Annotated in this window: 14 protein-coding genes and 1 pseudogene; 10 read left to right on the plus strand and 5 right to left on the minus strand. The window is 69.6% G+C overall.

The genetic code is table 11. The features are described 5' to 3' along the window. Positions 1-25: 25 nt before the first annotated feature. Genes kduI through RGU41_RS01745 form a run of 3 tightly spaced genes read left to right on the plus strand, consistent with a single transcriptional unit; the run spans position 26 to position 2495 of the window. Positions 26-874, plus strand: a complete 849-nt coding sequence (gene kduI / locus RGU41_RS01735; protein ID WP_134445951.1) for a 5-dehydro-4-deoxy-D-glucuronate isomerase — start codon at positions 26-28, stop codon at positions 872-874. Next, positions 874-1731 (plus strand): IclR family transcriptional regulator, encoded by an 858-nt coding sequence (locus RGU41_RS01740; RefSeq protein ID WP_322135343.1) that lies wholly within the window; start codon positions 874-876, stop codon positions 1729-1731. Before kduI ends, RGU41_RS01740 begins: the two co-directional genes overlap by 1 nt. After that, positions 1728-2495 (plus strand): SDR family NAD(P)-dependent oxidoreductase, encoded by a 768-nt coding sequence (locus RGU41_RS01745; RefSeq protein WP_322135344.1) that lies wholly within the window; start codon positions 1728-1730, stop codon positions 2493-2495. Before RGU41_RS01740 ends, RGU41_RS01745 begins: the two co-directional genes overlap by 4 nt. Before the next feature lie 149 nt (positions 2496-2644). On the opposite strand, the gene RGU41_RS01750 is transcribed toward RGU41_RS01745, so the two are convergent. After that, the gene (locus RGU41_RS01750) at positions 2645-3667 is read right to left on the minus strand and encodes a LacI family DNA-binding transcriptional regulator (RefSeq protein WP_134445950.1); all 1023 of its coding nucleotides are present in this window, start codon (positions 3665-3667) and stop codon (positions 2645-2647) included. 298 nt (positions 3668-3965) lie between these two features. Here RGU41_RS01750 and RGU41_RS01755 point away from each other — a divergent pair. The 6 genes and pseudogenes from RGU41_RS01755 to RGU41_RS01780 form a co-directional block, all read left to right on the plus strand. Next, positions 3966-5599 (plus strand): annotated as a pseudogene (locus RGU41_RS01755) (beta-galactosidase); the annotation flags it as partial. A 30-nt stretch (positions 5600-5629) separates the two neighbouring features. Further along, entirely contained in the window at positions 5630-5869 is a 240-nt protein-coding gene (locus RGU41_RS01760) for a Beta-galactosidase C-terminal domain (protein WP_322137278.1), read from the plus strand. Next, positions 5866-6825 (plus strand): carbohydrate ABC transporter permease, encoded by a 960-nt coding sequence (locus RGU41_RS01765; protein WP_134445948.1) that lies wholly within the window; start codon positions 5866-5868, stop codon positions 6823-6825. Before RGU41_RS01760 ends, RGU41_RS01765 begins: the two co-directional genes overlap by 4 nt. A 110-nt stretch (positions 6826-6935) precedes the next feature. Then, the gene (locus RGU41_RS01770) at positions 6936-7742 is read left to right on the plus strand and encodes a carbohydrate ABC transporter permease (protein ID WP_134446013.1); all 807 of its coding nucleotides are present in this window, start codon (positions 6936-6938) and stop codon (positions 7740-7742) included. A gap of 87 nt (positions 7743-7829) precedes the next feature. Beyond that, complete coding sequence (locus tag RGU41_RS01775; protein WP_198413369.1) at positions 7830-9158, plus strand: ABC transporter substrate-binding protein; 1329 nt, start codon at positions 7830-7832, stop codon at positions 9156-9158. A 97-nt stretch (positions 9159-9255) separates the two neighbouring features. After that, positions 9256-11487 carry an alpha-galactosidase gene (locus RGU41_RS01780; RefSeq protein WP_322135345.1) on the plus strand — a complete coding sequence of 744 codons (2232 nt, stop codon included), beginning with the start codon at positions 9256-9258 and terminating at the stop codon, positions 11485-11487. 90 nt (positions 11488-11577) lie between these two features. Here RGU41_RS01780 and RGU41_RS01785 read toward each other — a convergent pair whose 3' ends face one another. The 3 genes from RGU41_RS01785 to RGU41_RS01795 all read right to left on the minus strand — a co-directional run bounded on the left by RGU41_RS01785 (position 11578) and on the right by RGU41_RS01795 (position 13912). Further along, the gene (locus tag RGU41_RS01785) at positions 11578-12750 is read right to left on the minus strand and encodes a GmrSD restriction endonuclease domain-containing protein (protein WP_322135346.1); all 1173 of its coding nucleotides are present in this window, start codon (positions 12748-12750) and stop codon (positions 11578-11580) included. An 80-nt stretch (positions 12751-12830) separates the two neighbouring features. Beyond that, a complete protein-coding gene (locus RGU41_RS01790) occupies positions 12831-13514 on the minus strand; it encodes a nucleoside/nucleotide kinase family protein (RefSeq protein ID WP_322135347.1) in 684 nt (227 codons plus the stop codon). Further along, positions 13511-13912: a winged helix-turn-helix transcriptional regulator gene (locus RGU41_RS01795; RefSeq protein WP_241975404.1), complete on the minus strand. Its 402-nt coding sequence runs from the start codon at positions 13910-13912 to the stop codon at positions 13511-13513. The genes RGU41_RS01790 and RGU41_RS01795 overlap by 4 nt, the downstream gene beginning before the upstream one ends. A 170-nt stretch (positions 13913-14082) precedes the next feature. On the opposite strand from RGU41_RS01795, the gene RGU41_RS01800 reads away from it, so the two are divergent. Further along, positions 14083-14445 (plus strand): DoxX family protein, encoded by a 363-nt coding sequence (locus RGU41_RS01800; RefSeq protein WP_322135348.1) that lies wholly within the window; start codon positions 14083-14085, stop codon positions 14443-14445. A gap of 1 nt (position 14446) precedes the next feature. On the opposite strand, the gene RGU41_RS01805 is transcribed toward RGU41_RS01800, so the two are convergent. Then, the gene (locus tag RGU41_RS01805) at positions 14447-15424 is read right to left on the minus strand and encodes an NAD(P)H-quinone oxidoreductase (protein WP_322135349.1); all 978 of its coding nucleotides are present in this window, start codon (positions 15422-15424) and stop codon (positions 14447-14449) included. Positions 15425-15457 lie beyond the last annotated feature (33 nt).

Genomic DNA, 15457 nt, shown 5'->3' on the forward strand with positions numbered 1-15457 from the left:
GGGCCGTGAAGCGCAAGGAGTCTCCGTGCAGATCCGCAATGCCACCAGCCCGACCGAAGTCCGGGGAATGACGACCGCCGAGCTGCGCGAACGCTTCCTCGTCACCGACCTCTTCGTCGACGACGAGCTGCGCGCCGTCTACTCCCACGAAGACCGGGTCATCCTCGTCGGGGTCAGCCCCGTCACGGCCCCGCTCACCCTCGAGAGCTTCCCCGAACTGCGGACCGACCACTTCTTCGAGCGCCGCGAGGCCGGGATCGTCAACGTCGGCGGATCCGGAACCGTTGTCGTCGATGGAGTGCCGTTCGCCCTCGGACACGGATCGTGCCTGTACATCGGCCGCGGGGCATCCGTCGTCGAATTCATCTCGGACAGTGCGAGCGCCGCGCCCGAGACCGAAGACTCCGCCCGGTTCTACATCTTCTCCGCGCCTGCCCACACCGAATACCCGACCACGCTCGTGCCCGCGGGAACCGGTATCGTCCGTGAGCTCGGCGACCAGTCGACCTCGAACCGCCGCACGCTCAACCAGTACATCCACGAGAACGGCGTGCGCAGCTGCCAGGTCGTGATGGGCGTGACGAGCCTGCACGAGGGCAGCATGTGGAACACCATGCCCGCGCACACCCACGACCGCCGCATGGAGGCCTACCTCTACTTCGACCTCCCCGAGGCCGCCCGCGTCGTGCACCTGATGGGCGAGCCGACCGAAACCCGCCACCTGATCGTCGCCAACCGCCAGGCGACCATCGCGCCGAGCTGGTCGATCCACTCGGGCGTCGGCACCTCGAACTACTCCTTCATCTGGGCCATGGCCGGCGAGAACCAGTCCTTCGACGACATGGACGCCGTGGACATCACCGCCGTTTCCTGATGACTGCTGACCTGGCCGGCGAGCGGATGCCGTCGGCCCCCGCCGCCGTCCGGGTCGCCACCCCTGCCGCCCCTGCCGCCCCTGCCGGCGCAGCCGAGCGCATCCTAATCGTGCTCGAGGCGGCCCTCGAGCACCCGCGGTTCTCGGACGTCGTCGCCGCGACAGGCCTGCCCAAGGCCACCGTGCACCGCCTGCTCGCTACCCTTGTGACCCAGAGGTTCCTCGCGACCGACCCCGCCGGCAGCTATCTGCCGGGCCCGGCGATCCTGGCGATCGCCGGCCGCGCCCTCGCCGGCGTCGACATCTCCGCGATCGCCCAACCCTTCGTCGACGACCTCGTCGCGACCGTGGACTGCACCGTGCACATCGGCTACCTCGCCGGCGACTCGATCGTCTACGTGATGCGCAGCGACTCCCGCAAACCGTACACAATGCCCTCCCGCGTCGGCCATGCCGCCCCGCTGCACACCACCGGCATCGGCAAGGTCATCCTCGCGAGCTACCCAGACGACACCGTCGACCGTATCATCGCGAGCGCCGGCCTCGCCCGCATCACGGATGCCTCGATCACCGACCCGGACGCCTTCCGCCGCGAGATCGCCGGCGTGCGCTCGCGCGGCACCGCCCGCGACCGCGGCGAGAACGTGCCCGGAATCGCCTGCATCGCGGCGCCCCTCTTCGACCACACCGGAACCGTCCGCTACGGGCTCAGCGTGTCCACGCTGTCGATCGAGCACAGCGACGAGCAGATCGAGGCGATGTCCGGCCCCCTACTGAAGGCCGCGGCGGCCATCTCCCAGGCCCTCGGCTACCAGGGAAGCGCATTCGCGACCACAACGTTAGGAAATCACTCATGAGTGTTCTGAACCTCTTCGACCTCAGCGGCAAGACCGCCGTCGTCACCGGCGCGAGCCGCGGCATCGGCTTCGCCATGGCCGTCGCACTCGCCGAGGCCGGCGCGGACATCGTCGGCGTTTCGTCGAGAATGCCCGAGCGCCGCAGCGCGATCGAGACCGCGGTCACCGCACTCGGCCGCCGGTTCACCGCACTGCACGCCGACTTCGCCGACCGGGACGCCGTCGCCGCGCTCGCCGCCGAGATCACCGCGCTCGGCCCGATCGACGTGCTCGTCAACAACGCGGGCACGATCGCGCGCGCCCCCGCCGCCGAACACTCGGACGAGATGTGGGACCGCGTGATCGCCGTCAACCTCTCGAGCCAGTTCGTGCTCAGCCGGGAGATCGGCCGCACCATGATCGCGCAGGGCCACGGCAAGATCATCTTCACCGCCTCACTGCTGAGCTTCCAGGGCGGGCTCAACGTGCCCGGGTACACGGCTTCGAAGTCTGCGATCGCCGGACTCACCAAGGCGCTCTCCAACGAGTGGGCGCCGCTCGGCGTCAACGTCAACGCCATCGCCCCCGGGTATTTCGCAACAGACAACACACAGGCCCTCCAGGACGACGCCGGCCGGTCCGGGGCCATCCTCGAGCGGATCCCCGCCGCCCGCTGGGGTACCCCAGCCGACCTCACCGGAGCGACGGTCTTCCTCGCCTCCGCCGCCTCGGACTACGTGAACGGCATCATCCTCCCCGTCGACGGCGGCTGGCTCGGCCGCTAGCCGCCCGCCCCTCCCCTCCCCCTCCCGCTCCACGAACCGGGCCACGACCTCCCGCGAGAGTACACTTTTGGCCCTTGAACCCGTGGTTTAAGGGCCAAAAACGTACTCTCGCGAGGGAGGGAGACGGGTGCAAGGCAGGGCAGGGCGGGTCAGGCGGAGTCGCGCCAGACGATCGGGGTGGTGAGCAGGATGCCGCCGAGCTCTGGCTCCTCGCCTCGCAGCTGGGCCAGCACCGATTCGGCAGCCCGCTCGCCGAGGCCGGCGGCCGGTTGGTGCACGGTCGAGAGCAACGGCTGGCACCGGAGCGCCCAGGCGCTGTCGTCGAAGCCGACGACGCCGACGTCCCCCGGCACGCTGCGCCCGGCCTCGCGCAGCGCCTCGAGCGCGCCCGCAGCAACGGCATCGGATGCCGCGAACACCCCATCGAGTCCGGGCTCGGCGGCGAGCAGCGCGCGCATGCCCGCGACACCATCGGCATACGCATAGAACGGCACCCGGGCCACGAGGGCCGGGTCGAACAGGGGACCGAGGGCATCCGTGAACCCGGCCAGCCGGTCGGCTCCCGAGTCGCGGTCGAGGGCGGAGGCGATCATGCCCACGCGCGTGCGGCCGGTGGCCAGCAGGCGCTCCGTGATCGCACGTGCGGAGCTCCGGTTGTCGATGCCGACGAACGGCAATTGCCGCAGGTCCGGCGGATGCCCGACAAACGTCGACGGCAGTCCCAGTTTCTCGATAATGCGCGTGATCGGGTCATTCTTGCGGGCCGACACGACGATGACCCCGTCGACGAAGCCGCCGCTCAGGTACCGGGCGACCCGGTCGGTGTCCCGCTCGGAGTCGATGATGAGGCAGACCATCTGGAAGTCGGCAAGGGACAACGCGGCGTTGGCCCCGAGCAGGATCTCACCGATGTTGGGGTCTTCCAGAAAGAGCGAGTGCGGTTCGTGCACGATGAAACCGATCGCCTGCGAGCGCTGCATGACGAGGTTGCGGGCCGCTGTGTTCGGCACGTAGCCGACCTTCTCGATGGCGGCCTCGATCGCGATCCGCGCCTCGGCGGACACGTAGGGTTCGTCGTTCACGACCCGGCTCACCGTGCCGCGGGAGACCCCGGCCTCGAGGGCGACATCGTGGATCGTGGCACGTTTGCGCCGCCCCGGATTGGTCACCATTCGATAACTGTATCGCCCGTTTCGCGAAATGGTCCTTGACACGGATCGCGATCCGTACTTACTCTGTGTACGTTCACAGATCGGCCGCAGGGTCTTTTTTCCACCCGGTCTGTGCACGTTCACAGATCATCCGGCGGATGCCGGTGCCAACGACGTCAGGGAGCCGATGAACGCGCGAGCAGCAGTCCAGAACGAGGCGGCATCCGCGGTCCCGTTCGCCCACGACGGCATCGCATACGGGTGTGACTACAACCCCGAGCAGTGGGGCCCGGAGACCTGGGCCGAGGACATGCGGCTGATGCGCGCGGCCGGCGTCGACCTCGTCGCGATCAACATCTTCGGCTGGTCACACATCGAGCCGAGGCCGGGGAGTACGACTTCGCCAACCTCGACACGATCATCGAGCTCCTGCACGCGAACGGCATCCGGGTCAACCTCGGCACCGGCACCTCCTCGCCGCCGCCGTGGCTGACCACGCTGCACCCGGAGATCCTCCCGGAGACCGAGGACGGCAGCATCCGCTACCCCGGTGGTCGCCAGGCCTGGTGCCCGAGCTCGCCGGTGTTCCGCGAGCACGCCCTCGCCCTCGTCGAGAAGGTCGCCGAGCGCTACGGCCGGCACCCCGCGATCGCGCTCTGGCACGTGTCCAACGAACTCGGCTGCCACAACGCGCTCTGCTACGACGAAGACAGCACGCTGGCCTTCCGGCGCTGGCTCCAGGCGCGCTACGGCACCATCGCCGCGCTCAACGCCGCCTGGGGAACCTCGTTCTGGAGCCAGCACTACGGCGACTGGTCCGAGATCCTCACCCCGCGACTCACCCTCTCGAGCCGCAACCCCGGCCAGGTGCTCGACTTCCACCGGTTCAGCTCCGACGAGCTGCTCGACTACTACCGCAGCGAACGCGACGTCATCCGCCGCCACAGTGCGGTGCCGGTCACCACCAACTTCATGGTCACCGCCCACATCCGCAACCTCGACTACTGGCAGTGGGCGCCCGAGGTCGACGTGGTCGCCAACGACCACTACCTCGACCACCGCCTCGGCGACCCCGTCACCGAGCTCTCCTTCGCAGCGGACCTCACCCGTGGGCTCGCCGGCGGGGCCCCGTGGCTGCTGATGGAGCAGGCGACCGGTGCCGTGAACTGGCAGCCGCACAACCTCGCGAAGGCGCCGGGCGAACTGACCCGCAACTCCCTCACCCACGTCGCCCGCGGCGCGGACGCGGTCTGCTTCTTCCAGTGGCGGGCCTCGCTGCAGGGCTCGGAGAAGTTCCACTCCGCGCTGGTTCCCCACGCCGGCACAGACACCGAGCTCTGGCGCGAGGTCGTCGACCTCGGCGCCATCCTGGACCGGCTCGGCGACATCGCAGGCACCCGCGTCATCGCCGATGCCGCGATCGTCTTCAGCTGGGAGGCCTGGTGGGCCGGGGACGGCGAATCCCGGCCGTCACAGTCGGTCGAGTACCTCGGCCAGATGCACGCCGCATACACCGCGCTGCACCGTCTCGGCATCACGGTCGACGTGATCGCCCCGGACGCCGACCTGAGCGGCTACCGCCTCGTCGTCGTGCCCACCCTCTACCTCGTCACCGACGCGGATGCCGCCGGTCTCGCCGACTATGTCGCGAACGGTGGGCACGCGCTCGTCACCTTCTTCAGCGGCATCGTCGACGAGGACGACCGGGTCCGCCCGGGCGGCTATCCCGGCGCGTTCCGCGAGATGCTCGGCATCCGTGTCGAGGAGTTCTCCCCGCTGCTCCCCGGCCGGACGCTGAGCCTGGACTCCGGGGCGACTGCCGGCCTCTGGACCGAGCGACTGCGCCTCGACGGCGCGACCGCCGTTGCGAGCTACCGCGACGGCCCCCTGCCCGGCGTCCCGGCGATCACCCGCAACGGCTTCGGCCGGGGCACCGCCTGGTATCTCGCCACCGCACTCGAACCCGACGCCCTGCGCGAGGTGATGCGCACGGTCGCCCAGGCTGCGCGGGTCACCGCCCTCGGCCCGGAATCGGACGGCACCATCGAGGTCGTGCGTCGCGCCGATGCGACGCACAGCTACCTTTTCGTCATCAACCACGGCCACGCCGAGATCGAGATCGCCGCCAGCGGGCACGAACTCGTCACCGACGCCGCCGTCGACCGCATTGTGCGCGTACCGGCCGGCGCCGTGCGCGTCATCAGAGAGGACACGGCAGCATGAGTGCTTCCACCGCCCGATTCACGGATGTCCCGGGCGACACCCGCACGGCCCGCCGGCTCGCCGGCCGGCCCGGCCCCCGCCCGGCGAAGCCGCGGGTGCAGCACAAGCGCGCGATCCTGATCTTCGTGCTCCCCTTCGGCGCCCTGTTCTCCCTGTTCTACCTCGTGCCGATCGGGTACGCGATCTACGAATCCCTGCTCGTGATCAAGCGCGAGGGCACCTTCGGCGCGGCGACCGAGGTCTTCGGCGGACTCAGCCAGTACGTCCTGGTCTTCCAGAACGGCCCGTTCTGGCAGTCCGTCGGCCGGGTGCTCGCCTTCGGCGCCGTGCAGGTGCCGATCATGCTCGGGCTCGCGCTGCTGTTCGCGCTGCTGCTCGACTCCCCGCTCGTGCGCGGCAAGAAGTTCTTCCGCCTCGCGTTCTTCGTGCCATACGCGGTACCGGGCGTCATCGCCGCGATCATGTGGGGCTACCTCTATTCACCGAACCTGTCGCCGTTCAGCGCGGTCACCCAGAACATCAACTTTCTCTCGGCGGACCTCGTGCTCTGGGCCATCGCGAACGTCGTCACCTGGGTCTACGTCGGCTACAACATGCTCATCATCTACTCGGCGCTCCTGGCCATCCCGACCGAGCTCTACGAGGCCGCCCGTCTCGACGGCGCCGGGCAGCTGCGGATCGCCTGGTCGGTGAAGATCCCGTTGATCATGCCCGCGATCGTGCTCACCGCGATCTTCTCCATCATCGGAACCCTGCAACTCCTCGCCGAGCCGCAGGTGTTCCGGAGCTTCAGCTCCGCCGTGACGAGCACGTTCACGCCGAACCTCACCGTGTACACGACGTCGTCGATCCCCAACGTCAACCTCGCCGCCGCGTTCTCGGTGGTGCTGGCCCTCGCCACCTTCGTGCTCTCGTTCACATTCCTCAAGTTCACGCAGCGGAAGGAAGCCCAGTGAGCACCCTGACCCCCACCCCCGGCCCGGTGCGGCCGGCCCGTCGCATCCGCTCGACCCCCGGTTCGGCCCCACGTGCCCAGCGGGAGAACCCGTTCGCCCGGGCCAGCGCCATGATCGTGATGGGAGTCTTCACGCTCTACTTCCTGGTGCCGGTCTGGTGGCTGCTCGTCGCCGCCACGAAGGATCGCGCCCAGTTCACCGGCACGAACCCGCTCTGGTTCGCGGACTTCTCCCTGTTCCAGAACATCGGCGCCCTGGTCAGCTACCGCGACGGCGTCTACCTCAAGTGGATGCTCAACAGCGCGCTGTACGCCGGGCTCGGTGCCCTGGTCGGAACGATCATCGCCGGCATGTGCGGGTACGCCCTCGCCAAGTACCGGTTCCCCGGGCGCGAACTGATCTTCAACGTCGTGCTCGGCGGGGTGCTCGTGCCCGCAACCGCGCTCGCGCTGCCGCTGTTCCTGATCTTCAGCCAGATCAGCCTCACCAACACGTTCTGGTCGGTGTTCCTGCCGAGCCTGGTCAGCCCGTTCGGGGTCTACCTCGCCCGCATCTACGCCTCGGCGAGCGTGCCGGACGAACTGATCGAGGCGGCCCGCCTCGACGGTGCCGGCGAGGTGCGCACCTTCTTCACCGTCTCGGTGCGGATGATGGTGCCCGCCCTCGTCACCGTGTTCCTCTTCCAGTTCGTCGCGATCTGGAACAACTTCTTCCTGCCGTTGATCATGCTGCGCGACGAGACCTTGTTCCCGGTCACGCTCGGGCTCTACGGCTGGAACTCGCAGGTGAACCAGATCCCCGTGCTGCGCGACTACGTGCTGATCGGCGCGCTGCTGTCGATCATCCCGCTGATCATCATCTTCCTGCTCCTCCAACGCTTCTGGCGGAACGGCCTCAGCGCCGGCTCGGTCAAGTAGCCCCCTCACCTCACCTCCGCTTCACCCACAGCACCACCCGCCCGGAATGCCGGACGGTTCCTTTCCCAAGAGAAAAGAAGAAGACACATGCGAATGAAGAAAAGAGCGGTCGCCGTTGCCTTGCTCGCCGCAGCTTCGGTTGCGCTGACCGGCTGTTCCGCCTCGACGACAAGCTCCGGCACCGCCGCCGCAGCCTGCGCACCGTCGACCGGCAAGGTCGACCTGACCTTCACCACCTGGGTCCCCGGCATGGAGGACGCCGTCGCCGTGTGGAACAAGGCGAACCCCGACATCCAGGTGAAGGTGCAGACCGGACCCAACGGCAACGGCGGCACCTACCAGAACTTCTTCAATCAGCTCAAGGCCGGCAACGCGCCCGACCTCGGCCAGATCGAGTATGACGCGCTGCCAAACTTCCGCGTGCAGGACGGCCTGACCGACCTCGCCGCCTGTGCCGGCGTGCTCGACGCGAAGAAGGACTTCGTCGACTGGACCTGGGGACAGGTCAACTTCGGCGAGGACAATGCCGTGTACGCGATCCCGCAGGACGCCGGCCCCATGGCCATGTTCTACCGCGCCGACCTGTTCAAGGCCAACAACATCGCCATCCCGACCACGTGGGCCGAGTACACCGCCGCCGCAGAGAAGATCCGCGCGACCGGCGGCTACATCACTAACTTCTCCCAGAGCGACATCAACCAGTTCGCCGGACTCGTCTGGCAGGCCGGTGGCACCTGGTTCAAGAACGACGGCACCAACTGGACCGTGAACCTGACCGACCCGACGACGGCGAAGGTCGCCGCGTACTGGCAGGACCTGATCGACCGGGACCTCGTCTCGACCAACCCGCCGTGGACCGACGAGTGGAACAACGCCTACAACACCGGCAGCGACTGGACCTGGAACTCCGCCGCCTGGGGCGCCAACTCCATCGCGAGCGGCGCACCGGACACGGCCGGCAAGTGGGCCGTCGCCGAGTCCCCGCAGTGGGCCGCCGGCGACACGGCCAGCGGTAACTGGGGCGGTTCCTCGACCGCTGTCTTCAAGGGATCGAAGCACCCCTATGAGGCCGCGAAGTTCGCGCTCTGGCTGAACACCTCCGATGAGGCGCTCACCCTGCTGAACAAGTCCGCCAACCTGTACCCGGCGGCCAAGTCCGGTCTGGAACTGCCCGCGCTCAAGGCCGGAGTCGACTTCTACGGTGGCCAGGCCATCTACGACGTCTTCTCGAAGGCCTCCTCGCAGGTCTCGCCCGACTTCGTCTGGGGTCCGACCATGACGCAGACGTACAACGACGTCTCCGACGGGTTCAAGGCCGCGGTCACCAAGAAGGGCACCCTGATCGACGCCCTCAAGACCGGCCAGACGGCTACGATTGCGGCCATGACGGCGCAGTCGATTCCCGTCAACAAGTAGGGCTCTCCCAGCAGCTCCCCAGCAGCTCCCCAGCAGCTCCCCGGGAGCGATCCGTACCGACCCGTTCACGCAGTGTGAGCAGTTAGCAGCGATCCACGTGACTCACACTCCGTCGACGGACTCCCCGGCGGGCCTGTATTACCTCCGTGCCGCGGGCACCAGCCTTGTGCTGGACGCCCGCGGCACGGCCGTTCCCGCGATCGTGCACTGGGGCGCCGACCTCGGTGCCCTCTCCGGGCCCGAGCTGGCCGCGCTCGCCGATGCCGCGATTCCCGCGGTCCCGCCGAGCTCGATCGACGTACCCCTGCGGCTCTCGCTGCTGCCGACGCTCGCCGAAGGGTGGAGCGGCCGGCCGGGGCTGAGCGGCTTCCGGCGCGGCGTCGCCGGTTCCGCCGGTTCTGCCGGTTCTGCCGGTTCGATCGGTTCCGGTCGGCCGGCGGATCTCGCGCTGCGGCTCGAGGCGGTGCAGCGCCGGGGTGCGCGCTCGCTCCGGATCGACACGGCGGATGCCGCGGCATCCGTCGCGGTGTCGACCGACCTTGAACTCACGGTCGAGGGCGTGCTGCGCGTGCGGCACACCCTGACCAACACGGGCGACACCGACTTCGAACTCGGCTCGCTCGACATGACCCTGCCCGTACCCGACCGGGCCGGCGAACTCCTCGATTTCACCGGGCTGTGGAGCCACGAACGCCGTCCGCAGTGCACGACGCTCGCGCACGGCGTCTGGAGCCGCGAGAGCAGGCACGGCCGGCCTGGCCACGACGACCCGTTCCTCTCGGTCGCCGGGGTGCCCGGGTTCGGGTTCCGCCGTGGGGAGGTCTGGGCGGTGCACCTCGCCTGGAGCGGCGACAAGCGGGTCTGGGCGGAGCGCTCGGCGCTCGGCGCCGCAACCCTCGGCAGCGGCGAACTGCTCGCCCCCGGGGAACTGGCCCTGCCAGCCGGGGCCGTCTACACCTCACCCTGGACCGTGGCCGCGTACTCGGCGGCCGGGCTCGACGGGCTGTCGGCGCGGCTGCATCCGTGGATTCGGTCGTGGGCGACGATCCACGACCCGCGCCCGGTCGTGCTCAACACCTGGGAGGCCGTGTACTTCGACCACGACCTGCCGACGCTCACCCGGCTTGTCGAGGCGGCCGCGCGGGTCGGGGTCGAGCGCTTCGTGCTCGACGACGGCTGGTTCACCGGCCGCACAGACGACAAACGCGCGCTCGGCGACTGGTTCGTCGACCCCGTGACCTGGCCGGGCGGCCTGCACCCGCTGGTCGAGCGGGTGCACGCGGCGGGTCTCTCCTTCGGGCTCTGGGTCGAACCGGAAATGGTGAGCCTCGACTCCGAGCTCGCGCGGGCGCATCCGGACTGGGTGCTCGGCGCCGAAGGCTCGCTCGAATGGCGGTTCCAGCGGGTGCTCGACCTGGGCAACCCGGATGCCTTCGCGTACGTGCTTGCCCGGCTCACGGCCCTGCTCGACCAGTACCCGATCGCCTACCTGAAGTGGGACCACAACCGAGACCTGCTCGGAGGATCGGCGCATCGCCAGACCGAGGCGGTCTACCGGCTGCTCGGCACGCTGCGCGCCGCGCACCCGGGACTCGAGATCGAATCCTGCGCCTCGGGCGGCGCCCGGATCGACCTCGGCATCCTCCCGCTCGTCGACCGGGTCTGGACAAGCGACACCAACGACCCGCTCGAGCGGCAGCAGATCCAGCGGTACACCGGAGTGCTGGTGCCGCCGGAGTACCTCGGCGGGCACCTCGGCGCCGCGACCGCGCACACCACGGGCCGCACCGCGTCGCTCGGCTTCCGGCTGGCGACGGCGCTCTTCGGCAGCGCCGGCATCGAGTGGGACCTCACCCGTGCCTCGGCCGGCGAGCTCGAGGCCGTCGCCGGGTGGATCGCGGAATACAAACGGCTTCGTCCGCTGCTGCACTCGGGCGTCGTCGTTCACGCGGATGCGTCGGACCCCGCGCTCGAGCTGCACGGCGTCGTAGCCTGCGACGGGGCATCCGCTGTGTTCGCGTACGTCGCGCTCGCCGCGCCGCGGACCGCACTGCCTGCCTCGCTGCGGTTCCCCGGGCTCGACCAGGACGCGCGGTACACGGTGCGGCCGCTGACGATCGGCGGGGCAGTCGACCCGGGCGCTGAGCCTTCCGGGGCGGGGGAGTCCGGCGTGCCGTCGGTTGAGCCGCGCGTGATCCAGGATGCCGCGCCGGCCTGGCTGCAGCACGGGTCGGTGACCCTGAGCGGCACCGTGCTCGCCGAGGTCGGACTGCCCGCTCCGCTCCTCGCCCCCGAGCAGGCGGTCCTCTTCGAGCTCACCCGCCTCTGAGTCGCGCCTCTCGAACTCCGCGAGAGTGCACTTTTGGCCCTTAAGCGGGTGGTTTAAAGGGCCAAAAGTGCACTCTCGCGAAGGGGGCGGCTACTCGCAGCCGATCCCGTCGCCGTCGCGGTCGAACTTGGACTGCCAGCCCGGGTCGCCGGGGTGGATCGGCGCGGCTCCGGCGGCGCGGACGGCGTCGCAATTCTTGTAGTAGGCCGTGGCCGGCGCGGGGGCTGGCGCGGGGGCCGGGGCGACGACCGGCGCGGGTTCGGGGGCGGCGGCGGGGGCGGGCGCCGCGGGGACCGGGGCGACGACGACGGGTGCGGGTGCCGGTGCCGGCGTGAATCCGGACGTGAGGGCGGGCTCGCTGGGGCAGGTGTCGAGGACGCGCGTCATCGCATCCCGTTCTGCCTGCGTCACCCAGAGGCCGTAGGTCGCCTTGACCGAGATCTGCCGGGCGACGTAGTGGCACCGGTATGACTTGTTCGCGGGGAGCCAGGTCGCGGTGTCGCCGTCGCTCTTCTGCTCATTGGAACGCCCGTCGACCGCGAGCAGGTTGAGCGGATCGTTCGCGAGCGAGACGCGCTGCGCCTGGCTGAGCTGCTGCGCGCCGGTCTGCCAGGCGTTCGCGAGCGGCACCACGTGGTCGATCTGCACGAGGGCGGATGTCGCCGCTCCCCGCACGAAGGAAATCGTCGCGTTCGTGTACGGGGAGACGATCGTGCCGGTCATGACCGTGCACGTTCCCGACTTGACGACGCTCGTGAGGTCGCGGCCGAGAACGTCGTTGCGGGTGTCGCAGCCGTTGCGGTCGACGTCGAGCCAGGCGGTGCCGAAGTCGCCGACCCGGTCGTACCCGGTCTTGGGCGCCTTGCCCTTGACCGCGAGAGTCGCGAGCAGGGTGACGGCCAGGCCGTTCGTCGCCGAGGTGTCGGTGATCGCGACCGTCGCAGCATCGGAGGCTGCGGTGACGCTCGTGGGGTCTGCGGGCGATTCCTCGGTGAACGCCGCCGCAGTGGGCGTGGCCGTGGCCGTGGCCTTCACGATCGAACTCGAGCTCGTCGGGGTCGCGCTCGCACTCGAACTCGCCGCCGATGTGTCGGCGAGCCGGCCGCCGTCCGGGCGCGTGGCCGCGGCGACCCCACCGGCGACGAGAGCGACCAGCAGTACCCCGGCGACGCCGCCGATCACCCGGGAGCGGATGCTGAGCGAACCGACGAACCGCCTGATCTTCGCTTCGAGGGTGGTGGGCTTCTTTGGTGCGGGCGTCATGGCGGCCTTCCGGGTCACCTGAGCCTAGGCGTAACCGGAGGCTCGCCCCCACACCCACTCCGGGGCGTTCCGAATTCGGGTCAGTCGGCGAGCCGCAGGATCAGGTCCGCCCGCTCGCGAGTGCGGTCGATGAGGTCTGCGTTGGCCTGGTCGCTCCCGCGGGCGAACGCCGCGGCATCCGCTGCGTCGCGCCCGAAGCTCACGTGCCGGCCGATCAGCCGCGGCAGCCGCACGGCGTCGGGCGTGTCGATGAACCAGACCGCGTCGAGTTCGCCGCGCAGCTCGCGCCAGACGGGGGCATCGGCGAGCAGGTAGTTGCCCTCGGTGATGACCACCGGCACACCGCGGGGTACGGCGATGGATGCCGCGATCGGCTCCTCGAGGCCGCGGCGGAACGAAGGGGCGTATACGACGTCCTCGTCGCGGGCGCGGAGCCGGCGCAGCAGCGACAGGTACGAGCCGGGATCGAAGGTGTCGATCGCGCCGCGGCGCTCGGCGAGCGGCGTGCCGCGAATCAGGTCGGTCGCGAGGTGGAAACCGTCCATCGGCACGATCACGGCGGTCCCGGCTCCGAGCCGCTCGACGAGCGCCGCCGCGAGCGTTGACTTGCCCGAGCCCGGCGCGCCGCAGAGCCCCAGCAGGATGCGCGGCACAGCGTCGGCCGACCCGGCGAGCACCCGGCGCACGCGCGCCGCGAGTTCATCGACCGTGGTCTCGATCACGGTCGGCGCGCCCGCGCCCGCGCCCGCTCCCGTCCCGATCACCGGGTCACCCGCGCGTCGAACTCGGCCCGCCGGGCGAGGATCTCGGCGGAACTGTCGTGCGCCCACGCCGCGAACGCGATCGCCGGCGGGAGCAGCGTGTGTCCGAGCGGCGTGAGTTCGTATTCGACCCGCGGCGGGATCTCCGGGAAGCTCTCCCGGCTCACGAGTCCGTCGCGCTCGAGCTTCTTGAGGGTGAGCGTCAGCATCCGCTGGGAGATGCCGGGCACCCGGTTCTTGAGTTCGGAGTACCGGATTGCCCCGCCTTCGAGCATCCCCACGACGAGGAGGGTCCACTTGTCGCCGAGGTGTTCGAGCAAGTCGCGCACGACCCGTCCGTCGTCGCCCTCGCCGGAACAGATGTCGTCCATCCGGGCGGCGTGTACGTCCGTTGTCGTCATACGGAACTCCATTTCTTACCTCCGTGTGCCCAAGGCACAGAGCAGTGCGTGGGGCCCGTGCGGTATAAAAGTAACCACTCGTGATGTTAGGCACCAATCGTAACAATCACGGGCAAGTCACACCTGCCAGACTCCCAGACAAACACCGGAAACTCAACGAAACGGATGCCATGACTCTCGCCCTCTGGATCACAGCGGTCCTCCTCACCGTCGTCTACCTCATGGCCGGGGGTATCAAGGTCGTCCGCAGCAAGGCCCAACTGCAGCCGATGATGCCGTGGGTCGAGGACTTCACCGAGCCCCAGGTCACCGTGATCGGGGCGCTCGGCCTGCTCGGCGCCCTCGGCGTGATTCTGCCGCTCGCCACCGGAATCGCGCCCGTCTTCACTCCGATCGCCGCGATCGGGCTCGTGCTCCTGCAGATCGGCGCCATCACGGTTCACGTGCGTCGCGGCGAGCTCTCCTCGCTCGGCGTCAACGTCGTCCTGCTCGTGCTCGCCGCCGCCGTCGCGATTCTGGGTTTCCTCGCCTGAGTCAGGGCACGAGCACGATCTTGCCCACGTGGGCGGATGCCTCCATCCGGCAGTGCGCGGACGCCGCCTCGCTGAACGGGTACCGGCTGTCGATCACGGGACGGAAGGCCCCGGATTCGAGCCAGGGCCAGGCATCCGTGCGGAGGGCTGCGATGATCGCGGCCTTCTCGGCGAACGGACGGGCGCGCAGGGTCGTGCCCCAGTAGCGGCCGCGCTTCTGCATGAGGTACATCGGGTTGAAGACGGCGTCCTGGCCGCTCTGGTTGGCGATCACCATGATGCGCCCGTCGAGCGCGAGCGCGGCGATGTTGCGCGCCGCGTACGAGCCGCCCATGATGTCGAGGATCACGTCGGCGCCGTGCCCCTCGGTGGCACGGTCGATCTCGGCGGGGAAGTCCTGGCTGCGGTAGTCGATCAGGATGTCTGCGCCGAGGTCGCGGCAGACCGCGAGCTTCTCGGGGGAGCCTGCCGTGACCGCGACGCGCGCGCCGGCCAGCCGGGCCAGCTGGATCGCGGTCGTGCCGATTCCGCTCGCTCCGCCGTGTACGAGCAGGGTCTCGCCGCTCTGCAGCCCCGCCGCGAGGAACACGTTGGACCAGACCGTCGCGAGCGCCTCGGGCAGCGCTGCCGCGTCGACGAGGTCGATCGCTTCGGGCACGGGCAGGGCGAGTTCCTCGTGCACGACGGCCTCGGCCGCGTAGCCGCCGCCCGCGAGCAGCGCACAGACCCGGTCACCGACGGCGAAGAGCGTTGTCGCGCTGCCGACCTCCGTCACGATCCCCGACACCTCGAGGCCCGGCCAGGCCGGGGCCCCGGCGGGCGATGGGTAGTAGCCCTGCCGCTGGGAGACATCCGCCCGGTTGACGCCGGCGGCGGCGACCTGAATGCGGATGTCCCTGGGCCCGACCTCCAGTTCGGCCACGGTTGACAGGGTGAGGGCGTCGGGCCCTCCGGGTACGGGTACCAGAATTGCGCGCATGCCCTCATCCTACGAGCGGCCGCTGGGACGCCG

Origin of the sequence: Cryobacterium sp. 10C3, assembly GCF_034314285.1 — a bacterium.
GTDB classification, from domain to species: Bacteria; Actinomycetota; Actinomycetes; order Actinomycetales; family Microbacteriaceae; genus Cryobacterium; species Cryobacterium glucosi.